The organism is Arthrobacter sp. YD2, assembly GCF_030410475.1.
GTDB classification, from domain to species: Bacteria; Actinomycetota; Actinomycetes; order Actinomycetales; family Micrococcaceae; genus Arthrobacter_B; species Arthrobacter_B zhangbolii.
This window is the reverse complement of record NZ_JAUHHB010000003.1, coordinates 610,861-632,229: the sequence shown is the minus strand read 5'-3', so window position 1 is coordinate 632,229 and position 21,369 is coordinate 610,861. Positions and strand designations below refer to the sequence as shown.

Here is a 21,369-nt window from a genome sequence, read left to right as displayed (position 1 = left end):
CTCCCGGGCTACGTCCGCAGCAGGTACACCGCGAGGAGGGCAGCCGCCGTTGTCAGGGTGAGCCGGAGCAGGAAGTAGGCCTGCGGATAGCTGCGTGCCAGGCGCAGCCACACCCCCGGCTGGCCGGCCGGCCAGGACCGGGATTCACACCGGATCACGGTCAGCGTGAAAATGACGGCCCCGCCCACACCACACAGAGTGGTCAGGGCGCCCACCAGGTCCGCGTTGGCGCTCAGCCCGCCGGCCAGCAGCACACCCACAGCCAGGCCCAGCGAGCTGCCGCGGCCCACGAAATCCAGATAGCGCGCCATGCCGGGCAGGAAGGCATCCCGGAAACGGCGCGGAACCCCGCCCCGCAGCAGCCGCAGCCCCGCGGCCCGGCGCAGCTTCTCAGTGGCGGCCAGCTCCCCGGGAGTGCGCGCGGCGGCGACGGCAACGGCCAGCCCGGTGAGCTCATTCCCGGCGGACGGCTGCAGGCCCGGGGCCAGCGAGGGCCGGTTCAGCAGCTGCAGCAGTGCTTCCTGGGAGGCTGCACGTGCGGCCGGGGAGGGGCGCGCCTGCAGTGAGCGGCGCAGGCGGCGGAGGTAGCCTGACTCCTGCCGGTTGGCGGCGTGTTCCATCTCCGGGTCCTGCAGCCGGTCTTCCACCAGTTGCAGGTAGCGGTCCTGGAACTCCGGCAGCCCGGCGTAGTCCCAGCAGGCCCGGGCCAGGATCCAGATCCCGAAACCGGCGGTCACCAGAGCTGCTGCCTGCAGCACGGTCCAAAAACCTATCCCCAGCACGTTCCCCGGCCCCCGTTTCCACCTGGCCCGCAGCGGTTGCGGCCGGAAGAAATCCTTTCACAGGGGCCGAAGTGTTACGCGGCCGGCTACCGGGTGACTGCTTCGTCCTGGTCCAGCAGCGCCAGTTCATCGCGGGTGGGCAGGCCCTCCCAGTCGCCGGAGGCAAGGCAGGCAAACGCCCCGGTTTTGGCCGCCGTCGCCAGCCGTTCGGCCGGGGGCCGCCCGTTCATCAGCTCGGCCAGATACCCGGCAACAAAGGCATCCCCGGCGCCCACCGTGTCCACCGGGGTAATGGGCACCGGGGGCTGCACCAGGATCTGCCCGTCGATGTACGCCACCGCGCCCTCGCTGCCGAGCTTGATCACGGCCTGCGCGGGCCCGAGCTTGGCCAGCCGGCGGGCGAGTTCGGCCGGGGCTTCGTGTTCCCCCAGTGCCAGCGCCGCTTCCTCGTCGCCGCCAAACACAATGTCGGTGAGCGGAATCAGCTCCCGGTAGCTGCGCGAGGCGTCTTCGGCGCTCCACAGCTTGGTCCGGTAGTTCAGGTCAAAGGACACGGCGACCCCCGCAGCCCGGGCCGTGTCGATGCAGTACCGGATGGTCCGCGCCGCGGAGTCCGAGAGGGCAGGGGTGATGCCGCTGACGTGCAGCACGGCAGCGCCGGCAATCAGTGCGGCATCCACGTCCCCGGGGGAGAGCCGGGAGCCGGCACTGCCGGCACGGTAATAGTTCACCTTCTGTGTGGAGGCGGTACGGCGTTCCTTCAGCATCAGTCCGGTGGGCGCTTCCGGGTCCTGCACACTGCAGACCGTGATCCCTTCGGCCCGGATCTCGCGCCGGACCAGCCGGCCCAGGGAATCGGCGCCGGTGCGGCCGCACCAGACCGCGTGGCCGCCAAGGCGCTGCACCCCGATGGCCACGTTGGACTCGGATCCGCCGATGCCCAGGTCCATGGAGGACACATGGGCCAGCGGTCCCGGATGCCCGGACGTCAGCAGGGCCATGGTTTCCCCGACGGTCAGCAGGTACGGCTGCGGCAGCCCGGTCACAGTGCAGCCGCCGCTTCATCGACGACGTCCCGCAAATGGGCGGCACGTTCGGCCAGGCGGCGCAGGTCCCCGCCGTCGAACGCGTCGCCGAGCAGCGGTCCGCCCAGGCTGACGGCCGCGGCTCCGGCCCGTATCCAGTCCGCCGCGTCCTGGATTCCGACCCCGCCGGAGGGAACCACCTGGATGTCGGGGAAGGGCCCGCGCAGCGCCGAGACATAGCCGGAACCCACCACCGAGGCGGGGAAAACCTTCACCGCGGACGCCCCGGCGGACCAGCCGGTATACAGCTCGGTGGGGGTGAGCCCGCCGGGATAGACCGCGACGCCGCGCTGCACCGCAGCCTCAATCACGGCGGTGTCAGTGCAGGGGGTGACCAGGTAGGCCGCACCGGCGTCGATGGCCTGCACGGCGTCATCAACATCCGTCACGGTGCCCACCCCGAATTCCGCACTGTCGCCGAACCGGTCCTGCAGGCGCGGCAGTTCCGCGAAGACCCCCGGGGTGCTCAGCGTCAGTTCAATGCTCAGCACCCCGCCCTTAATCAGGGCCTCGACCACCGGGGCATAGTCGGTGGCATGCGCGGCCCGCATCACCGCGATGGTCCGGGTGCGCTGCAGCAGAGGTGAAGCGGGGATGCGCCGCGTGGCGGCCGGAGCGTCTTCGGTGGAGTACACGGCAGGTCCTTCGTCTCGTGGTGCACGGTGGCGGTCACCCGCCGGTGAGGAGCGTGGTACGTCAGCGGCCAAGCCAGCCGCCGTCGACGGGCAGAACGACGCCGTGGACATAGTCCGAGGCGCGGGACGCCAGAAAGACGGTGGCCCCGGCAAGGTCCTCCGGCCGGCCCCAGCGGGCTGCCGGAATGCGCTCGAGAATACCCCGTTCACGGTCCGGATCATCCTGCAGGGCCTGCGTGTTGTCGGTGGCGATGTATCCGGGCGCAATCGCGTTCACGTTCACGCCCTTCGGTGCCCACTCGTTGGCAAGTGCCTTGGTCAGGCCCGCCACGCCGGACTTCGAGGCGGTGTAGCCGGGCACATTGATCCCGCCCTGAAAACTCAGCAGGGACGCGGTGAAAATGATCTTGCCGCTGCCGCGTTCCAGCATCTGTGCGCCGAGCTCCCGGCTGAGCACAAACTGGCTGGACAGGTTCACCTCAATCACCTGGTCCCACATCTCATCCGGATGCCGGGCAGCGGGTGTGCGGGCGATCGTCCCGCCGTTGTTGACCAGGATGTCGATCGGTCCGGCCGCCCTCAGGTCGGCCGCGAGGCCGTGCACGGCGGAGCGGTCCGCGAAGTCGGCGCGCATGCCCGTAAACCTCCGGCCCAGCGCGGTGACGCGTTCTTCCACTGTGCTGCCCGAGGATTCGAGCTTGGCCGAGACACCGATGATGTCCGCTCCGGCCTCGGCCAGGGCCACGGCCATGGCCAGGCCGATGCCGCGGCGGGCACCGGTTACCACGGCGGTTTTGCCGGTCAGGTCAAAGAGGTTCCGTGCACTCATCGGCCGGCCTCGCTGCAGTTGACGAGGACCTTCATGACGCCGCCGGATTCCAGGGCCAGGAAGCCCTGTTCCACCTCATCGAGCGGCACTACCCGGGAAATCATTCCGCGCGCCGGAATGGCTCCTGCGGCCACCAGCCGGACGGCTTCGTCGAAGTCGGTGCGCTGATAGAGCCGGGCACCGAACATTTCCAACTCGCGCCAGAAGAACCGGTGCAGATCAATTTCCTTGGGCATGGGGTGGATCGCCACCATCACCAGCCGGCCGCGGGTGGTCAGCACTTCCACGGCTGAGGTGAGTCCGGCAGCGGCGCCGGAAACCTCAAAGGCGACGTCGGCTCCCGCCCCGTCGGTTTCCTGCTGCACGTACTCCAGCAGGTTCAGCTCGGTGGGATCGATGGCATGGAGGCCGAAACCCGCGGCGGTTTCCCGCCTGCCGGCGTCGAGCTCCGCCAGCACCACCCGGGCGCCCTGCTGCTGCGCCACGCAGGCAATGAGCTGGCCCACGGGGCCGCCGCCGATCACCACCACAAAATCCCCGGCGGCCACCCGTGCCCGGCGGACATCATGGACGGCGACGGCGGTGGGTTCGATCAGTGCCGCCTCGTCCAGCGCGAGCCCCTCGGGCAGGGGGATGACAATGTCTGCGGGGACGTTCCACCGGTTCTGCATTGAGCCTTCGGAATCAATGCCGACAAAGTTCAGGTGGTGGCAGATGTGGCTGTTGCCGCGGCGGCAGGCCGGGCAGTCTCCGCAGGAGATGGTGGGCATTACCGTCACCGGCTGGCCGGGGGCGAACTCCGTGACGCCGTCGCCGACGGCCTCCACCACACCGGACATTTCATGGCCGATCACGGCGGGCATTGTCACCCGGGCATCCATGTCCCCGTGGAAGATGTGCAGGTCTGTTCCGCACAGCCCGGTGTAGGCAACGGCTATTTGCACCTGGCCGGGCGGGGGAGGCCCGGCGTCGGGTTCCTGGATTTTGAAAGTCCGTGAGCCGGTGTAGGCGGCAGCGGTCATGGGTAGCTCCTAGGGATGAGGGGAAGGATTACCGGGGTCGGGTTCGGTACCCCGGTAGCCGAGCGCCTTTGAGATGGCTGCGGCAGTGCTGAGCAGGCTGCCGGACATCGCTTCAATCTGCTCGTCTGTATGTTCAATGGACAGGGTGGAAATGCTCAGGCCGTACCGCACCACTCCGGTGTGGTCGTGGACGGGGGCGGCAATGCAGGCAATGCCCGGCACGTTTTCGCCGCGGTCCCGTGCGGTGCCCCGCCGGCGCACGTCGGCGAGTTCGCGCTTGAAGTCCTCCACCGTGGTGATGGATGCTTCGGTGATCTGTGCCATTCCCGCCCGCGTGAGCATGCGCTCCACGGTTTCGTCGTCATAGGTGGCCAGGATGGCCTTGCCGATTCCGGTGGTGTGCAGCGGCACGGACAGCCCCACCCGGGAGGGCATTTTGTAGGGTTTGTCCGAGTCTTTGCGCAGGATGTAAATGACGGCATCTCCGCTGATGGCGCCCATATGGACGGTGCAGTGGATGCTGTCCACCAGGGCGTCGACAAAAGGCCGGGCAATGGAGGAAATATCAATGCGCTCCAGCGCTTTGCCGGCCATGGCCAGGATTGACGGTCCCGGGAGGTAATTCCCCTCCGGATCAATGGTCACGAACTGCCGGTCCGCCAGCGTGGAAATAAGCCGGTGCACCGTTGCCTTGGGAAACCCCGTAGCGGAAACAACCTCGGAAAACCGGGAATGTTCCAGGGCTGCCTCCAGCACAATCAGTGTTTTTTCACTGGTGCTGGGAGTGGAAGCCGAAGCCTGCGAAAGTGTTTTTTCTGCCATGACCGTCTCTCGTGATGGGGAAGTTACCTCCATCATGGTCGGTCAGAGCAGCTCGGTGATAGCAACGGCATCCATATCGTCAAAGGACTGGTTTTCGCCCGCCATGGCCCAGACAAATGAATAACTGGCGGTTCCCACGCCGGAATGGATGGACCAGCTGGGCGAAATAACTGCCTGCTGGTTAGCCGCCAGCAGGTGACGGGTTTCCTTGGGCTCGCCCATCAGATGCACCACCCGGGCATCCTCGGGAAGGTCGAAGTACAGGTAGGCCTCCATCCGCCGGTCGTGCGTATGGGCAGGCATGGTGTTCCACATGCTGCCCGGGTGCAGGGTGGTCACGCCCATGACTATCTGGCAGCTGCGCACACCGTTTTCATGGATGTACTGGTTCAGGGTGCGCCGGTTGGAGGTGGCCTGGTCACCAAGCTCACGCACCGTGCCGTTGCCTGCTTCCACCAGGGTGGTCGGGTAGGTGGTGTGGGCGGGGGCGGAGAAGAGGTAGAAGCGTGCCGGCTCGCCGTCGTCGTCGGACGCGAAGGTGACGTCCCGCGCGCCGCGGCCAATGTAGAGGCAGGAGGCGTGCTTCAGGGCGTAGGTTTCCCCGTCCACGGTGACAGTGCCGACGCCGCCGACGTTGATGATGCCGCCCTCGCGGCGTTCGAAGAAGTGCTCGGCGCGCAGCTCGGGGAATGTCGGCAGTGTCACCGGGCCGCTGGCCGGGACGGCACCGGCCAGCACCACCCGGTCCTGGTGGGAGTAGACGGCACGGACCTGGTCCTGGAGGAACAGGTCCTCGATGAGGAACCTGCTGCGCAGGTCCGTGGCGGTGAGTGAGGGTATCTGGTCGGGGCTGGTGGAGTGCAGTACATCCATGGGAAGTCCTTTGGGTTGGTGTTGGTGCGGAGTGGTTAGAGGAACCCGAGGAGCCGTGGCAGCCACAGCGAGAGTTCGGGTACGAAGGTGATGATGAGCAGCAGCATGATGAGCACGGCCATAAACGGCATCAGCTTCACGATCACGGGACCAATGTCCACCTTGGCCACCTGCGCTCCGACAAAAAGCACCGGCGCTGATGGCGGTGAAATGACCGCGATGGAGAGGTTGAAGACCATCATGATGCCGAAGTGCACCGGGTCCACGCCGTAGCTGACGGCGATGGGCAGGAAGATCGGGGTGAAGATCAAAATGGCCGGGGTGGCGTCCAGGGGGATGCCGATGACCAGCAGTACCGCCATCATGATCAGCAGCACCACCACCTTGCTGTCGGTCCAGCCGAAGAGGCTTTCCGCGAGCAGCGCCGGAATCCGGGTGAAGCTCATAACGAAGGACATGATCGTGGAGACACCGATCAGGAAGATCACCACGGAGCTGGTCCGGGCCGCGTTCATCAGGATGCCGGGCAGGTCCTTGAGCCCGATGCTGCGGTAGATAAAGGAGAGCAGCAGGGCGTAGACCACGGCCACGGCGGAGCCTTCGGTGGGCGTGAAGAAGCCGGAGACAATCCCGCCGATAACGACGACGATCAGGCTCAGCGAAGGCAGTGCCTGCAGGAAGACCAGCAGGGCCTCCTGCGGACGTGCCCAGCGTTCTGCCTTCAGCTCCGGGTGGCGCTTGGCGTAGAAGTAGACCACCGCCATGCAGGCCAGCCCCCAGAGGATGCCCGGAATGTACCCGGCCATAAACAGCGCGCCCACCGAGGTGCCGCCACTGGCCAGGGCGTAAATGATCAGCGTGTTGCTGGGCGGAATCAGCAGGCCGCTCGGTGCGGCAGCAACGTTCGCCGCCGCGCTGAAGGCCGGGTCATAGCCCTGTTTCGCTGCAATGGGTGCGGTGGTTGAACCCACCGCACCGGCAGTGGCGACGGCGGAGCCGCTGACGGCGCCGAAGAGCATGCTGGCCAGGACGCCGGTCTGGGCCAGGGGTGCCGGGGTTTTGCCCACCATCACCTTGGCCAGGTTGATCAGCCGGATGGCTATGCCGCCGTTGTTCATAATGACGCCGGCCAAAATGAAGAACGGGATGGCCAGCAGGGCGAACGAGTTGACGCCGTTGAACATCCGCTGGGCTGAGGCGAGGGCGCCGTCCTCGAACCCGAGGACGTAAACCATGGACAAGGCCGAGGGCAGGGCCACGCTGATGCTGATCGGCGCACCGATGGCCAGCAGCAGCACCATGCCGATGATGAGGATGGTTCCTACGGTTCCTGCATCGGTCATAGCTCCACCTGCACTTCTTCAGGGGCGGTCGCTTCTTCCCTGGCTGCGATGATCCGGACAAAGTGGTAGCAGAGGTAATAGGTGAGCAGCACGCCGGCCACGGGGACCGCCAGATACAGCACACCCTGGTTTACCGGCAGCACCGGGTTGGCCTGGTTCCAGGACAGCGTGGCATTCAGGTAGCCGCCGTAGACCATAAACAGGATCGAGAAGCTCAGGGCGGAGAGGTAGGCCAGGGCCGTCACCCAGCGCTGCAGGGCAGCCGGAAGCTTCTTCACCAGGATGTCGATGGCCACGTCGGCCCGTTCCCCGGTGGCCACGGAAATGCCGATCAGGCTCAGCCAGATGAAGGTGTAGCGCGAGGCTTCCTCGGACCAGACACTCGGATCGTTGAAGACGAGCCTGGTGAAGATCTGCCAGCAGACAAGGAGGATGAGCAGTGCGAAGAGCACAATGCACAGGGTCCTCAGGACGGTATCCACCGCCTGTTTAAGTTTGGTCATAGGAATAACTTCCGAGGGAGAGCCGCGCTTAGCGGGCTGCGTCGATCTTTTCGAAGATGGCCTTGGTGACGTCGTTGTTGACCTTGTCCTTGTGCAGGGGTTCCACCGCCTTGCGGAAGGCCTCGACGTCGGCTTCATGGAAGGTGGCACCGGCCTCTTCCGCCTTCGTTTTGGCCTCGGCGACCTTCTCGTCAAAGGAGGCCAGCTCGCTGTCCACGGATTCGGCGAAGAGGGAGTTCAGCGTCTCGCGCTCCTCCTCGCTGAAGGCCTCCAGGACCATGGGGTTGGCCACCAGATAGTCGGGGATCATCAGGTGCTGCGTGTAGGAGTAGTGCGGGGCGATTTCGGCGTGGGCCAGGTCGGCAAAGATCAGCTCGTTGTTCTCGGCACCGTTCAGGACACCGGACTGGATGGCGGTGTAGACATCGCCCTGCGGCATCGGGGTGCCCACGCCGCCCATCATCTGGATCATGGCCACGTTGGTATCCGAGGAGATGATGCGGATTTTCTGGCCGGCCAGATCTGCCGGCTTTTCCGCCGGTCCGCCGGTGGTGTACACGTTGCGGACGCCGCCGTGATAGGCGCCAATCACCGAGATGCTCTCGGAATCCTCGAGCGAGTCAAAGAGCTCTCCGGTGATGTCGGGTTCGTTCAGCACCGACATCTGGTGCTCGGGGGAGTCATAGACGTAGGGCAGGTTCAGCACCGAGAAGTCCGGGTTGAAGGCCTCCATCAGGGGGCCGGCCACAATCGCCATGTCCACCGCTCCGGACTGCACCAGTTCCAGCGTTTCTGCCTGGGAACCCAGCTGCTCGTCGGGGAAGAGCTCCAGCTCGTAGGCGCCATCCGTGGCTTCCTTGAGTTTGTCGCTGAGCTCGGTGATGGCCACGGCCTGCGGGTGGGAGGCGTTCTGGTTGAAGGCCACCTTCAACACCTTCGTTGACCCGGCTCCGGCGTCGCCGTTACCGCCGCCGCAGGCGGTGAGTCCCAGCATGGCCGCCGATGTGATGGCCAGTGTGGCGAAAAGCTTGTTGCGATGCATGTGAATCCTCTTCGTCGAGCCCACGCTTGTGGGCGCCTCATTGCGCCTGGAACCAGGAATGTCCGCTCCGCAGATCACGGGCGCACCGGCCCTCGAACGGCTCCTGGGTGGATTGATCGAAAATGGAACTCGGTTCCATTTCCGGCAACGCTAATGTGTGCCAGGTCACTTGGTCAAGGAATTCGGTGAGATCTTTTTTGGCGGGACGGGCGGTGCCTGCCGGTTGGGGGACGACGACGGCGGCCGGCGGGAGCGGCGTGTATCCACCGGGCGGCGGAGGGTTTCCAATCAATGCGGAGGCTGCCCGGAAAAAGCCGGCGGAGCGATAATTACGATTTGGCATAGGAATCCACGACACCTTTTAGCGGTCCCGGAATGTCACTGCGCCGCTGTATTTTGTTGTGCACGGCCACGGGTGGACTTTTAGTATCCGAATCCCCGCACCTTTCACCATTAGAGGCTTTATCCTGCAACCCTTGGAGATTCCCTGTTATGACAGCTGCGGCCACCCCATTGGCACCCGGTTACACCGTCTGGATCCCCGGCGCGGAGTGGCCGCGGGTGCGGGCCGGATTCGAGTCCATGAACACTGAGGATCCGGATGGTCCAGGCCTGCGGCTTCCGGCCGATCCCTGGCCTGCCGCGGTTGACGTCGCTGAGAACGGGGACGTCTCGTACTCCGACGGCGGCAGCGTGGACGCGGACGTCGTCGTTGGCGAATCCACCGGGTATGACGTGTTCGGTGAGTCCGGGTGGACAGTGCAGAAGTTTGTTTTATTGGTCCTCTCCCGCGACCATCTGAATTGTGAGATCGCAGGCAGGAAATCACCCACCCTGGCTGTATTGGCGGGGTATTGGCGCACTCCCATGCTGGTGGAAAACCGGTGCGGTGATATCCAGCTGGTGTCCTTTATTACCCTGGACGGAAATGTCACCATTGCCGAGTGCACGGGCGGCGCTGAGCCTTTGGCCACGGTGCGGAAAACCTTTTTTGCCCAGGGCCTGGACGCGGCACTGGAGTTGCCCGGCGTCGTCCTGCGCAAGGCCGGAGAGCCGGCCCTGCCAACGGTTGAAGGGGTGGCCGCCAGCCGGCAGACTCTGCTGCGGGACTGGGTTACTGCCCATGACCTCGGGCGGCTGGCCCTCCCCAAGGGCGCAGAGCTATCCCCGCGGGACCTGCAGTTCCCGTACCGGGACGACATTGATCCGGACCGCCCGGTGGTGGCCTATGCGCGCAGTTCCACGCACCGATATGAACTGCTGCATCCGGTGACGGAGGAGCTGGGGCCGCTGGAGCTGCTCTGCGCCAGGGACGGCGTGCTGCAGCACTACGCTGATCCGGATACCGGCGCGGAGCGGGGACGGGGTGCGCTCGGGCCCGACTGGGCGGAGTGGATTATGGCGGATTCGGTTCCTGAGGGACTGCGGACCGCAAGGCAGCCCTGGGAGGGCAACAGCACCGAAGCCCGGCTTTACCGGCTGGAACACAACATTGTGGACTTTGCCGAGCATGAGACGTCCACCGCCCAGTTCAGTACCGCCCTGGAACTGGAAACCTGGCTGAAGCATGCCCTGGGCAACCATGCCGCACCGCTGGCCGTCCACGTCCTGGACGACGTCGCTCTGATGCTGAAGGCGGAGATGACGCCGCTCTATCAGGAGCACACCTATGAGCGTTCCGCCGGCAAGGTGCTGAAAATCCGGACTTCCGAAAAGTTCTTTTACCCCTGGGCCGGCGCCGCGGACTGGACGAGCCCGGACCGCAGCGGCCATCCCTATCAGCCGTCACTGGAGACGGTGATGGACGGCGGGGAACTGGAATCCTTCCTCGCTGTGAACTGCCTGGATTTGAACAAGCTGGACCCCTATCTGCTGCCCGCCGGCACCCGGGTCCACCTGCATTCCTGGTTCCTGCTCAGCGTGGGGGAGTCCCGGACCTGCATCCTCTTTCCTGCCGCCGGCACCATGCTCAACATCAGTACCGACCATGACGGCGCATCCGGCCGGATTGTTGCGCGGGAGTACTTCAGCCGGCGCCGGGAGCTGGAACTGGAACGGGACTTCGCCGCCCAATGGGCCGACTGGCTGGACGAGGAACACCAGCTCACCCGGGAGGAGGTCCGGCTGGGACTTCAGACACTGGACCGGATGATCAAGGAGAACAGCAAATGATCGGCACCAAGGACGACACCACCTCCGGCACCGGAACCCTCGAAGACTTCGGGTCTGTGCGCTGCCTATGGGATGACTCGGTCTGCGTGGACCCGCCCACCCACTTTGTGGCACAGGAATGGGCGGACGGCACCGACGCCGAGGTGTTCTGCGTCCGGCACTACGTCCTGACCCTGGCCCGGCTCTGCCAGCTGCACCTGGCGGACTGCGAGGGTGATTTCGCCGGGCACGTGGCCAGCCACGGGGAGCTCTAAGCCGGGCGGCTTCCGCCACCTAGGACGCGGGTAGGAAGCATCTTTTTCCCGGCCGCGGCGCTGCCGCTCCTCTCCGAGATCCGGTTGGCGTGGTGCTGCGCATAAACTGAGGGCTCCTAACTTTTGCCCCGAACCTGGGAGAACTCCCCGCATGATCAGCACGCCCATCACCGAATCCCTGGTCTGTGGTGCCGCGGAATGCGAAACCACCGCCCGCGGACTGCGGCCGCACCGGCTGCCCGTCAGCGTCCGCACCCGGTTCCCGGATCCGCAGCTGCTGATGGTTGAAGCCCAGCCCTCCGGCGTCCGGCTGGTCTTTACGACGACGGCGCAGCAGCTGGAACTGGTCCTGCATTCCACGCGGGTGGTCTACCTCGGGGCGGACCGACCGCGCGGCCATGTGGACCTGATGGTCGGCGGTGAGCTGCTGCACAGCGACGAACTCACCGGCGGCTCCTACACCGAGGTGAACATGTCCACCGGAGCCAGCCGGCAGGTGGACGGGGAGTCGCATGTGAGTGTGTTCCCCGGGCTGCCCGTGGGCGGCAAGCGGGTGGAGATCTGGCTGCCGCACAACGAATCGGTGGAACTGGTCGAGCTGCGCTCGGATGCGCCGCTGGAGCCGGCTGCCTCGGACCGGCCGGTGTGGCTGCACCACGGCAGTTCGGTGAGCCACGGCTCCAACGCGGCGACGCCGTCGGGCATCTGGCCCGCGGTCGCGGCGCGGATCGGCGGCGTGGAACTGACGAACCTCGGTCTGGGCGGCAGCGCGCTGGTGGATCCGTTCACCGCGCAAGTAATGCGGGATACGCCGGCGGACCTGATCAGCGTGAAGCTGGGCATCAACATGGTGAACCTCGACGGGATGCGGCTGCGCACCTTTGTGCCCGCCGTGCACGGCTTCCTGGACTCCATCCGCGAAGGACATCCGGAGACCCCGCTGGTGCTGATTTCGCCGATCTTCTGTGGCATCCACGAGGACACCCCGGGGCCCGGTGCCTTTGATCCGGCATCCTTCGGCACGGGGCAGGTGAAGTTCCTTGCCACCGGGGATCCGGCCGGAGTGGCGGCGGGGCAGCTGACGCTGCGTGTAATCCGTGAGGCGCTGGCATCGCTGGTGGACCGCCGTGCCGAGGATCCGAACCTCTACTACCTGGACGGACTGGAGCTGTACGGGGAAGCGGACGCCCAGGAGCATCCGCTGCCCGACGCGCTGCATCCGGATACCGCCACGCACCAGATCATCGGGGAGCGGTTTGCGAAGTATGCGTTTGCGGGGGCGGGGCCCTTCGCGGGCGGCCGGCACCTCGACCAAGGGTGATCCGGCAGCCCGCGATGCCCGGCTAGTGGATGACGGCGGAGAGGAACTGTTGGGTCCGTTCCATCTGCGGTGACCCGACCACAGAGGCGGCGGGGCCTTCCTCCACGATGGTGCCGTCCGCCATAAAGATGATCCGGTCGGCCACTTCCCGGGCAAAACCAATTTCGTGGGTAACCACCATCATGGTGCGGCCGGACTTGGCAAGCTCCCTCATTACGTCCAGCACTTCGCCCACCAACTCAGGGTCCAGTGCCGAGGTGGGCTCATCGAATAGCATCAGCTCCGGATCCATTGCCAGGGCACGGGCAATGGCTACACGCTGTTGCTGTCCACCCGAAAGCTGGACGGGATAACGGTCGCCGAAGGCTGCCATTCCCACCCGTTCCAAGAGGTCCCGTGCCGTCTGCCTGGCAGCGTCCGGGGTGATCCCCTTGACCTTTACCGGGGCTTCCATGATGTTCTCCAGCACGGTCATGTGCGGAAAGAGGTTGAATTTCTGGAACACCATGCCGATCTCGCGGCGCTGCCGTGCCTTCTGCCGTTCCGTCAGGTCAAACCAGCGTCCGTTCTTCGGCCGGACACCAATGTATTCATCCTTGAAGTTGATAGATCCGGAATCGATGGTTTCCAGCTGGTTGATACAGCGCAGGACCGTGGACTTGCCGGATCCGGAGGGGCCCAGGAGGCACACCACTTCCCCGGGGTAGATCTCCAGATCGATTCCCTGCAATACCTGGTTGCTGCCGAACGCCTTCCGGACCTGATGCATCGTCAGCAGCGGCTCTCGGGCAGCAGCCTCCGTTGTCTGGGTCTGATTCATCGCCGTGCTCCTCTGGACATCCGCTTTTCAAGAAATTTCTGCGCTACTGACAGGACTGTCACGATCACCAGGTACCAGAAGGTGGCGACTGCGAGAAGCTCCAGGGTCTTGTAGCTGATGGCGCCAATATCGTTGGCCACTGTCATGAGTTCGCCACCGGCGATGACCGAGACGAGGGCGCTGGCCTTCAGCAGGGAAATCAGCTGGTTTCCGGTGGGCGGGATGATCATCCGCAAAGCCTGCGGCAGCACAATGCGCATCATGATGCGCGGTCCGGACATGCCAAGAGCCTTGGCGGCTTCCTCCTGTCCCTGGTCCACACCCTGCAGGCCGCCGCGGACCACCTCGGCCATGTAGGCGGCTTCGTGCAGTGACAACGCCAGGATGGACGCGACGAAGACGGTGATGACCGAGTTGGTGGGCACATCGAAGAACATGACGTCGGTGAACGGTATGCCCACCCCAAGGTTCGGAAAGAGCAGGGCGAAGTTGCCCCAGATGAGTATCTGCACCAGCAGGGGCACACCCCGGAAGAACCAGATGTACAGATTCGCCAGTCCGTTCATCAGCCGGTTGTTGGAGATCCGGGCACAGGCGATGATAACCCCCAGCACTGTGCCGATGAGCATGGACACAATGGTGAGCTGGAAGGTCCGCAGGAGGCCCTCGAGGATCATTTCGTTGGTGATGTTGGAAAGTACCGTGCCGAAATCCAGGTTCGGATTCACCAGGATGAGGGACACGATCCAGGCCAGGATGATGAGTCCGACGGCGGCAGCAACCCACTGCGCGGGGTTGCGGACCGGGACGTAGTCGGAGCGGGGCGGAACAGCCGTACCGGGCCGCCCGGTGATGGTTGAAGCGTTCACGGGACCCCTACTTGCCTTCACCCTGCAGCGGATTGACAACGATGTCCGCTGAATCCATGGCGTAATCCTGCGCCGAGTAGCGTTCCAGCACTTCGCCGTACTTACCCGAATCGGCCATTTCCACCAGCGTTGCCCGGACGATGTCCGCCAGCTCCGCCTCATCCTTGTGGGTGCAGATGGTCATCACGGATTCATCAATCGGCACATCGACAAAATCGAACGTGCTGCCGTTGTTCGCGGTTTCAGCGTTGTGCTTCAGCTGGATGCCGATCCCTACGAAGGCCTCAATGTTGGCGGACTGGAGCTGCAGCAGGCCGTCAGTGCTCTTGTCGTAGAGTTTCACCTCCATGGGCTCCATCCCACCGCCCTTGCACACGGTTTCCTGGAATGCTTCCAGGGCTACGTGGCTGTTGCCGCCCCGGACAATTCCCACGGACCGGCCGCAAAGATCCTCGCTCTTCTGGATGTTCGAAGGGTTGCCCTCGAGAACTATCGGGGAGCTGGTGGTCTTCAGGTACGGAACCATGTTCACGCTGGCTTCCCGCTCTGCGGTATCCGTCATGGCGCTCCAGGTCAGGTCCACTTTGTCCGACTGCAGGGCAGTGATCTGCGCGGCCATGGGGGATTCGATGAATTCGACCTCCACGCCGAGGATCCCGGCCATTTCGTCGGCAAGCTCGGGAATGAGTCCTTCCACTTCCTTGCCCGGCTTCTGCGTGAGCGGGGTAGTGGAGGTGACGGTGCCGATACGCAGGACGCCGCGGTCCTTGATGGCCTCCGGCAGCCGGTCATGGAGTTCCTGGACCTGCTGGCTCGTCTCCGGTTTATCCGCTGCCTCACTGGTGCTGCTTCCGCACCCGGCCAGGGAGAAGGCGAGGAGGGCGGCCGAGGCCAGTGCTAAGGACTTCCACGCGGAGGTTCCGGGAAGATTTTTATGCGAAGAAAACACAGGGTCCTCGTATTCTCCGTGCCTAAAGGGCACGACCATGATTCTGCTTGGTAAAAAAAGGTTTTGTCATGCAGAATGGTGGCACCGGCAAAGCATGTGAGTCAAGTCACAGAAACAGGTAGTCTGCCGACACTCGACCGCCGTTCCGCTGAATGATCGAAGCGGTTCAGGGGAACGCACTACCGCAATAGAGTCCGGAAGGCCGGCGAATAAGCGGGGCTGGGCTCCGGAAAGAGGACTGGGATGAGAACTAATTTGCTAGACGGTGTCAGGGTTTTGGACCTGACCAATGTGCTGTCCGGGCCGTTTGCCGGCTACCAGCTGGCGCTCATGGGCGCCGAAGTCCTCAAGGTCGAGGCAACCCGCGGGGGAGACCTTGCCCGGAAGCTGGGGGCGTCCGCAGACCTCAGTGCCCGCCATCTGGGAATCTCCTTCCTCGCGCAGAACAGCTCCAAGCAGTCGCTGACCCTGAACCTCAAATCCGAGCAGGGCCGGCAGGTCTTCCGGCAGTTGGTGGAAACCCACGACGTGGTGTTGGAAAACTTCCGTCCCGGGGTGATGGACCGCCTGGGCTTTGGCTGGGAGGCCCTGCAGGAGATCAATCCGGGCATTGTCTACTGCGCCATTTCGGGATTCGGGCAGAGCGGACCGCTGCGGGACCGGCCGGCCTATGACCAGATCATTCAGGGGATGTCCGGCCTGATGTCCGTGACCGGTGACCGGGAGACCGCGCCCCTGCGGGTGGGAGCTCCCATCGCCGACACCGTGGGCGGATTTGCCGCCGCCTTCGCCATCGCGTCGGCCCTGGTGCGTCGCGGGCGAACCGGGCAGGGCGCTTTCCTGGACGTGTCCATGCTGGAAGCAACGCTCACCGCCATGGGCTGGGTGGCCTCGGACTACCTGGTGGGCGGCAGCGAACCGGTGCCGATGGGCAACGAAAACCGGACGGCCGCGCCGTCGGGCACCTTTGCCACAGCCGACGGCGACTTCAACATCGCGGCCAACAAGCAGGAACAGTTCGAAGAACTGTGCCGGGTGATCGGCCGCCCCGAGCTCATCGGGGACCCGCGCTTCGCTGAACGGGAATCCCGCAAAACCAACCGCCTGGCACTGAAGGCGGAAATCGAGGCCGTCCTCACCACCCGCCCCAGCGCCCACTGGGACAAGGAATTCGCTGCTTCCGGTATCCCCGGTGCCCCCGTCATGGACGTGGCAACCGTCTTGGACTCCGAACAGATTGTGGAACGGAGTCTGGTCTCGACCTTGAGGATCGACGCCGCAGCCGGCATTACCGGCACCGGCGTGGGACCCGAGGGGGACATCCGGCTGCTCGGCGCCCCCACGCACGTGGACGGCTCACCGGTGGGTCCTGACGCGCCGCCGCCGCTGCTCGGTGAACACACCGAGCAGGTGCTGGCCGGCCTCGGGTACAGCCCGGACGACATAGCTGCAATGCGAAACGAGGGAGTCATCTAATGGAAAGCTCAACCTGGTGGAAGACCTCCATCTCGGACATCTCGCCCGGCGTGATCCGCTTCCACGGCTACCCGGTGGAACAGCTGATCGCCTCCGCCGACGTCGGCATGGCCACCATGGCGTGGCTGATGACCCGGGGTGAGCTGCCCGGCGTGCCGCAGGCCCGGCTGCTGGAACGTGCCCTGGTGGCCGGGGTGGACCACGGACCGCAGGCGCCCTCCATCGGCATTGCCCGCATGGCCATGACCTGCGGCGTCGGCATCAACAACGCCATGGCCTCGGCCACCAACGTGCTGGGGGACGTGCACGGCGGAGCCGGCCAGGAACTGATGGAGATCTTCGAGCGGATCCTGCAGGATCCGCGTCCGGTACCGGACGCGGTGGCCGCCGAAATTGCCCGGTTGCGGGCGGAGAACAAATACGTTCCCGGCTTCGGCCACCGCTTCCATCCGGTGGACCCGCGCAGGGCACCGCTGGTGGCAGCGGTGGAGGAAGCGCGGGACCAGGGCGTGGTGGAAGGCCGCGTACTGGAGGTTGCGCTGGAGATTGAACGGCAGATCAACGAGGGCCGCCAGCGTCCCATTCCCATGAACATCGACGGCGCCACGGCCATCATCTACGCGGAACTGGGGTTTGCGCCGGTGCTGGGCCGGGGGCTGTTCATCCTCTCCCGTTCCATTGGAGCGCTGGCTCACGCCTGGGAGGAATCCAACTCCGGACAACGCAATAAAGGGCCCGAACACCGAACGATCCTGCCGGACTACGTGGGACCCGCCCCGCGCGACGTCCCCTGATCCCGCCCTGCCGGTTACACACAAAGGATTGCCCCCATGCTGACCACGTCCTTCACCGCCTCAACCGGGACCCTGGACCTCTCCACCGGCCCCGTGCGCTACGTGGATATCACTACGGTGCCGGGCGTGGAGGGCCTGCCGCTCAGCCTGAAAATCCTGCTGGAAAACGTGCTCCGGCACGGGGCCGGGCCGGAGGCGGTGGCGGCGCTTATGCACTCCCCGTCAGCGGGAGAAGGCCGGCAGGTCCCGTTCCATCCGGCCCGGGTGGTCATGCAGGACATGGCCGGCGCCCCCGTCATCCATGATCTGGTCACGCTGCGGGAGGCCGTCGCCCGGCACGGCGGGGACCCGGCAGGGGTCAAGCCGCTGATCCCCGCGGAGCTGGTGGTGGACCACTCGGTGATCGTGGACAGCTCCGGCAACCGCTCCTCGTTCCGGCGCAACGCTGAACGAGAGTTTGAGCGTAATGAGGAACGCTTCCGGTTCCTGCGCTGGGCCCAGGACGCCTTCGACGGACTCAAAGTGGTTCCGCCGGGACGCGGCATCATTCACCAGGTCAACATTGAACACCTGACCCGCGGGGTGATGACCACCGATGCGGACGGCGAACGGATCGCCTACCCGGACTCCTGCATCGGCACGGACAGCCACACCACCATGGTCAACGGCCTGGGCGTCCTGGGCTGGGGCGTGGGCGGCATCGAGGCTGTCTCCGCACTGCTGGGCCACCCGCTGTCCATGCTGGTTCCCCCGGTGGTGGGAGTGGAATTCACCGGCAGCCTCCGGCCGGGAACCACCGCAACGGATCTGGTCCTGCGCATCACCGAACTGCTGCGCGGACACGGGGTGGTGGGCAAAATCGTGGAGTTCCACGGCGCCGGCCTGGCCGGCATCCCGGTGGCGGACCGGGCCACCATCGCCAACATGTCGCCCGAGTTCGGCTCCACCGCAGCAATGTTCCCCGTGGACGCCAAGACCGTGGAGTACTACACGCTCACCGGCCGCCCCCGGGAACAGGTGGAACTGATCGAGGCCTACGCCCGGGCACAGGGAATGTGGAGCGACGGCGGGAGCTCACCGGCGCACTACAGCGAGTCACTGCGGCTGGACCTGTCCGAAGTGGTTCCCTCGATAGCCGGCCCCTACCGGCCGCAGGACCGGATATCCCTGGACGCGGCCCATGACCGCTTCCGGGGAGACCTAGCTGCGCTGCTCGACCGGGACAGCGAGGGGGACAGCGACGGCAGCACGGGCAGCCGCCGCAGCACCACCGACGGCGTGGACGTGACCGTCAACGGGGCCAATGTCCGCCTGCGGCACGGGGCGCTGGCCATTGCCGCCATCACCAGCTGCACCAACACCTCCAATCCGCACGTGATGATGACGGCGGCGCTGCTGGCCCGCAACGCCGTCCGGCACGGATTGCGCGTCCCGCCCTGGGTTAAGACGTCGCTGGCACCGGGCTCGCAGGTGGTGACCCGCTACCTGGAGCAGGCTGGACTGATGCCGGACCTGGAAACGCTGGGCTTCCATGTGGTGGGCTACGGCTGCACCACCTGCATGGGAAATTCCGGCCCCCTGGCGGATCCGGTCTCCGACGCCGCGCAGGACGTGGTCCTTACCTCGGTGCTGTCCGGAAACCGGAACTTCGAGGGCCGCATCAGTCCCGATGTCCGCATGAACTACCTTGCCTCCCCGCCCCTGGTCATCAGCTACGCCCTGGCCGGAACCATGGACATTGACCTGCACCGGGACCCGCTGGGACAGGACAAGGACGGCAGGGCAATCCATCTCGCCGACCTCTGGCCAAGCCCGCAGGAAGTGGAGGAGGAACTCGCCCGGGCCGTCACCGGCGCCCTGTACCGCGACACCTATGCTGAGGCCTTCGCCGGCACTGCACAGTGGGAGGGCATGGCTATCCCTGCCGGCCCATCCTATGAATTCGGCGAGTCCACCTACATGCGCCCCTCCCCGTTCCTGGACGGTGCCGGCCTGCAGCCGGAGCCGGTGGCTGATTTGGCCGGAGCCCGGGTGCTGCTGAAACTGGGCGACTCCGTGACCACGGACCACATCAGCCCGGTAGGGCACATCCGGGCCGACAGCCCGGCGGGGCAGTACCTGCTCGCGCAGGGCGTGCCGCGCCGGGACTTCAACACCTATGGTTCCCGCCGCGGCAACCACGACGTCATGGTGCGCGGTACCTTCGCCAATGTGCGCCTGCGAAACGAGCTGGCCAACGGGCGGAGCGGGGGATTCACGCAGTTCCTGCCCTCGGGGGAGGAAATGACGGTCTTCGACGCCGCAGAAGGCTACCGCCGCCAGGGCGTCCCGCTGCTGGTGCTGGGCGGCAGGGAATACGGCAGCGGTTCAGCCCGCGACTACGCCGCCAAAGGTACCTATCTGCTGGGCGTCCGGGCCGTGCTCGCCGAGTCCTTTGAGCGCATCCACCGCTCCAACCTCGTAGGCATGGGGGTCATCCCCCTGCAGTTCCGCTCGGGCGACAGTGCCGAGGTCCGTGGACTGGACGGGACCGAGGAGTACAGCGTGTCCGGTCTGTCCGGGTTTAGCGACGGCGGATGGCCGCGCACCGCAGGTGTGGAAGCCCGGCGCCAGGACGGCACCCGCGTGATGTTCGACGTCGATATCCGCGTGGACACGGCCACTGAAGCGGGCTACATCCGCCACGGCGGGATCCTGCCGTTCGCCTTCCGTGCAGGATTGGCCGCATGAGCGGGATTCACCCCGCCAGTAACCAGGAGTTCTCCGCGCATACTGCCGGGAAACTGCCGGCCCCCGAAGAGGTGGCCGACGGCGTCTGGACCCTTCCGCAGCCCAACAAGCCCGGGCACATGCCGTTCACCCTGTCCTACCTGATCCAGGATTCGGCCGGGGACATCCACGTGCTGGACCCGGGGTGGGACCTGCCACCGAACACAGGGATCCTGGCCGCGGCCCTGGACCGGATCCGTCCAGGGCTGAGGGCACCGGCTTCCGCCATCCTCACCCACCTGCACCCGGACCACACCGGCCTGGCCGGGAGCCTGCGGGAGCAGCACGGAACCCGGACCGTGATGCACCGCCGGGAGCAGGAGGCGCAGCAGGACTATGCCCGCTGGACGGCCGATGACTCCCGCATCCGCGCCGATCTGGACGCCTGGGCCGTACCGCACGGCCGCTACACGGAGGTTTTGGGTTATGCGAAGGGCAGCCCGCGCGTGGTGGTTCCCGCGGACCGGCTGGTGGCGGACGGGGACCTGCTGCCGGTGCCTGGACGCCGGCTGCGGGTGCTGCACAGCCCCGGCCATACCCCCGGGCATATGTGCCTGGTGGAGGAGGACCAGCGGCTGCTGTTCTCCGGGGACCACCTCCTGCCGCGCGTCACGCCGGGCATCGGCGCGTCCGGCGGTTTCCCGGAGAATCCCCTGGAGCTGTATCTGCAGAGCCTGCACCGGCTGCGTGCCTATGACGACTGCCAGAACCTGCCCGGCCACGAGTACCGGTACCGGGGTATCGCGGACCGGGCGCACGCCATCGCCACACGCCATCTGACGCGCACGGCGGAGGTGGAGCAGGTGCTGGCCGCGGATCCGGATGCCACGGTGTGGCAGACCGCTGAACGGCTGAGCTGGGGGAGGGGCTGGGACGCACTGACCCGGCATTACCTTGTCTCTGCCCTGCGCCAGACCGCCATGCACATGGACCTGGTGGCGTCCGGCGGGCATAAAAAAGCGTTCGGGTCCTGGCAGCCACTGGCTGCCAGGACCCGAACGGCCTGAGG

General features: G+C 65.7%; 20 protein-coding genes. 7 read left to right on the top strand and 13 right to left on the bottom strand.

Translation table 11 applies throughout. The features are described from left to right. Window positions 1-8 precede the first annotated feature (8 nt). The 10 genes from QWJ37_RS13900 to QWJ37_RS13855 all read right to left on the bottom strand — a co-directional run bounded on the left by QWJ37_RS13900 (window position 9) and on the right by QWJ37_RS13855 (window position 8,936). The gene (locus QWJ37_RS13900) at window positions 9-758 is read right to left on the bottom strand and encodes a hypothetical protein (RefSeq protein ID WP_290245627.1); all 750 of its coding nucleotides are present in this window, start codon (window positions 756-758) and stop codon (window positions 9-11) included. A 110-nt stretch (window positions 759-868) separates the two neighbouring features. After that, entirely contained in the window at window positions 869-1,828 is a 960-nt protein-coding gene (locus QWJ37_RS13895) for a sugar kinase (protein ID WP_290245626.1), read from the bottom strand. Continuing rightward, window positions 1,825-2,502 (bottom strand): bifunctional 4-hydroxy-2-oxoglutarate aldolase/2-dehydro-3-deoxy-phosphogluconate aldolase, encoded by a 678-nt coding sequence (locus QWJ37_RS13890; protein ID WP_290245625.1) that lies wholly within the window; start codon window positions 2,500-2,502, stop codon window positions 1,825-1,827. The genes QWJ37_RS13895 and QWJ37_RS13890 overlap by 4 nt, the downstream gene beginning before the upstream one ends. A gap of 61 nt (window positions 2,503-2,563) precedes the next feature. Further along, window positions 2,564-3,331, bottom strand: coding sequence for an SDR family oxidoreductase (locus QWJ37_RS13885; RefSeq protein ID WP_290245624.1), 768 nt, complete (start codon window positions 3,329-3,331; stop codon window positions 2,564-2,566). Then, the gene (locus QWJ37_RS13880; protein ID WP_290245623.1) at window positions 3,328-4,353 is read right to left on the bottom strand and encodes an alcohol dehydrogenase catalytic domain-containing protein; all 1,026 of its coding nucleotides are present in this window, start codon (window positions 4,351-4,353) and stop codon (window positions 3,328-3,330) included. The genes QWJ37_RS13885 and QWJ37_RS13880 overlap by 4 nt, the downstream gene beginning before the upstream one ends. Window positions 4,354-4,362: 9 nt before the next feature. Then, window positions 4,363-5,175, bottom strand: coding sequence for an IclR family transcriptional regulator (locus QWJ37_RS13875; protein ID WP_290245622.1), 813 nt, complete (start codon window positions 5,173-5,175; stop codon window positions 4,363-4,365). A gap of 42 nt (window positions 5,176-5,217) precedes the next feature. After that, entirely contained in the window at window positions 5,218-6,048 is an 831-nt protein-coding gene (gene kduI / locus QWJ37_RS13870; RefSeq protein ID WP_227929140.1) for a 5-dehydro-4-deoxy-D-glucuronate isomerase, read from the bottom strand. A gap of 35 nt (window positions 6,049-6,083) precedes the next feature. Further along, entirely contained in the window at window positions 6,084-7,391 is a 1,308-nt protein-coding gene (locus QWJ37_RS13865; protein ID WP_290245621.1) for a TRAP transporter large permease, read from the bottom strand. Continuing rightward, entirely contained in the window at window positions 7,388-7,894 is a 507-nt protein-coding gene (locus QWJ37_RS13860) for a TRAP transporter small permease (protein WP_290245620.1), read from the bottom strand. Before QWJ37_RS13860 ends, QWJ37_RS13865 begins: the two co-directional genes overlap by 4 nt. Before the next feature lie 28 nt (window positions 7,895-7,922). Further along, window positions 7,923-8,936, bottom strand: a complete 1,014-nt coding sequence (locus QWJ37_RS13855) for a TRAP transporter substrate-binding protein (RefSeq protein ID WP_290245619.1) — start codon at window positions 8,934-8,936, stop codon at window positions 7,923-7,925. A 492-nt stretch (window positions 8,937-9,428) separates the two neighbouring features. Here QWJ37_RS13855 and QWJ37_RS13850 point away from each other — a divergent pair, with 492 nt between their 5' ends. The 3 genes from QWJ37_RS13850 (at window position 9,429) to QWJ37_RS13840 (ending at window position 12,683) form a co-directional block, all read left to right on the top strand. Next, window positions 9,429-11,108, top strand: coding sequence for a hypothetical protein (locus QWJ37_RS13850; RefSeq protein ID WP_290245618.1), 1,680 nt, complete (start codon window positions 9,429-9,431; stop codon window positions 11,106-11,108). Then, a complete protein-coding gene (locus tag QWJ37_RS13845) occupies window positions 11,105-11,362 on the top strand; it encodes a hypothetical protein (RefSeq protein WP_290245617.1) in 258 nt (85 codons plus the stop codon). Before QWJ37_RS13850 ends, QWJ37_RS13845 begins: the two co-directional genes overlap by 4 nt. Before the next feature lie 151 nt (window positions 11,363-11,513). Next, window positions 11,514-12,683, top strand: coding sequence for a GDSL-type esterase/lipase family protein (locus tag QWJ37_RS13840; protein ID WP_290245616.1), 1,170 nt, complete (start codon window positions 11,514-11,516; stop codon window positions 12,681-12,683). Between the two features lie 22 nt (window positions 12,684-12,705). On the opposite strand, the gene QWJ37_RS13835 is transcribed toward QWJ37_RS13840, so the two are convergent. Genes QWJ37_RS13835 through QWJ37_RS13825 form a run of 3 tightly spaced genes read right to left on the bottom strand, consistent with a single transcriptional unit; the run spans window position 12,706 to window position 15,321 of the window. Next, complete coding sequence (locus QWJ37_RS13835) at window positions 12,706-13,503, bottom strand: amino acid ABC transporter ATP-binding protein (protein WP_290245615.1); 798 nt, start codon at window positions 13,501-13,503, stop codon at window positions 12,706-12,708. After that, the gene (locus QWJ37_RS13830; RefSeq protein ID WP_290245614.1) at window positions 13,500-14,372 is read right to left on the bottom strand and encodes an amino acid ABC transporter permease; all 873 of its coding nucleotides are present in this window, start codon (window positions 14,370-14,372) and stop codon (window positions 13,500-13,502) included. Before QWJ37_RS13830 ends, QWJ37_RS13835 begins: the two co-directional genes overlap by 4 nt. A 7-nt stretch (window positions 14,373-14,379) precedes the next feature. Then, window positions 14,380-15,321 carry a transporter substrate-binding domain-containing protein gene (locus QWJ37_RS13825; protein WP_290245613.1) on the bottom strand — a complete coding sequence of 314 codons (942 nt, stop codon included), beginning with the start codon at window positions 15,319-15,321 and terminating at the stop codon, window positions 14,380-14,382. Between the two features lie 243 nt (window positions 15,322-15,564). Between QWJ37_RS13825 and QWJ37_RS13820 the strand changes: the two genes are divergently transcribed. From QWJ37_RS13820 to QWJ37_RS13805, 4 genes are read left to right on the top strand one after another with little or no spacing between them, the layout of a single operon-like run. Continuing rightward, window positions 15,565-16,797, top strand: a complete 1,233-nt coding sequence (locus tag QWJ37_RS13820; RefSeq protein WP_290245612.1) for a CaiB/BaiF CoA-transferase family protein — start codon at window positions 15,565-15,567, stop codon at window positions 16,795-16,797. Beyond that, window positions 16,797-17,591, top strand: a complete 795-nt coding sequence (locus QWJ37_RS13815) for a citryl-CoA lyase (protein ID WP_290245611.1) — start codon at window positions 16,797-16,799, stop codon at window positions 17,589-17,591. Before QWJ37_RS13820 ends, QWJ37_RS13815 begins: the two co-directional genes overlap by 1 nt. A gap of 36 nt (window positions 17,592-17,627) precedes the next feature. Further along, complete coding sequence (gene acnA / locus QWJ37_RS13810; RefSeq protein ID WP_290245610.1) at window positions 17,628-20,321, top strand: aconitate hydratase AcnA; 2,694 nt, start codon at window positions 17,628-17,630, stop codon at window positions 20,319-20,321. Continuing rightward, window positions 20,318-21,367 carry an MBL fold metallo-hydrolase gene (locus QWJ37_RS13805; RefSeq protein ID WP_290245609.1) on the top strand — a complete coding sequence of 350 codons (1,050 nt, stop codon included), beginning with the start codon at window positions 20,318-20,320 and terminating at the stop codon, window positions 21,365-21,367. Before acnA ends, QWJ37_RS13805 begins: the two co-directional genes overlap by 4 nt. Window positions 21,368-21,369 lie beyond the last annotated feature (2 nt).

Bases quoted from the DNA above. Each gene is read 5' to 3' on its own strand.
- QWJ37_RS13805 (WP_290245609.1), top strand. From the start codon at position 20,318: ATGAGCGGGATTCACCCCGCCAGTAACCAGGAGTTCTCCGCGCATACT.
- acnA (WP_290245610.1), top strand. From the start codon at position 17,628: ATGCTGACCACGTCCTTCACCGCCTCAACCGGGACCCTGGACCTCTCC.
- QWJ37_RS13860 (WP_290245620.1), bottom strand. From the start codon at position 7,894: ATGACCAAACTTAAACAGGCGGTGGATACCGTCCTGAGGACCCTGTGC.
- QWJ37_RS13880 (WP_290245623.1), bottom strand. From the start codon at position 4,353: ATGACCGCTGCCGCCTACACCGGCTCACGGACTTTCAAAATCCAGGAA.
- QWJ37_RS13885 (WP_290245624.1), bottom strand. From the start codon at position 3,331: ATGAGTGCACGGAACCTCTTTGACCTGACCGGCAAAACCGCCGTGGTA.
- QWJ37_RS13855 (WP_290245619.1), bottom strand. From the start codon at position 8,936: ATGCATCGCAACAAGCTTTTCGCCACACTGGCCATCACATCGGCGGCC.
- QWJ37_RS13865 (WP_290245621.1), bottom strand. From the start codon at position 7,391: ATGACCGATGCAGGAACCGTAGGAACCATCCTCATCATCGGCATGGTG.
- QWJ37_RS13850 (WP_290245618.1), top strand. From the start codon at position 9,429: ATGACAGCTGCGGCCACCCCATTGGCACCCGGTTACACCGTCTGGATC.
- kduI (WP_227929140.1), bottom strand. From the start codon at position 6,048: ATGGATGTACTGCACTCCACCAGCCCCGACCAGATACCCTCACTCACC.
- QWJ37_RS13820 (WP_290245612.1), top strand. From the start codon at position 15,565: ATGAGAACTAATTTGCTAGACGGTGTCAGGGTTTTGGACCTGACCAAT.
- QWJ37_RS13835 (WP_290245615.1), bottom strand. From the start codon at position 13,503: ATGAATCAGACCCAGACAACGGAGGCTGCTGCCCGAGAGCCGCTGCTG.
- QWJ37_RS13815 (WP_290245611.1), top strand. From the start codon at position 16,797: ATGGAAAGCTCAACCTGGTGGAAGACCTCCATCTCGGACATCTCGCCC.
- QWJ37_RS13840 (WP_290245616.1), top strand. From the start codon at position 11,514: ATGATCAGCACGCCCATCACCGAATCCCTGGTCTGTGGTGCCGCGGAA.
- QWJ37_RS13845 (WP_290245617.1), top strand. From the start codon at position 11,105: ATGATCGGCACCAAGGACGACACCACCTCCGGCACCGGAACCCTCGAA.
- QWJ37_RS13875 (WP_290245622.1), bottom strand. From the start codon at position 5,175: ATGGCAGAAAAAACACTTTCGCAGGCTTCGGCTTCCACTCCCAGCACC.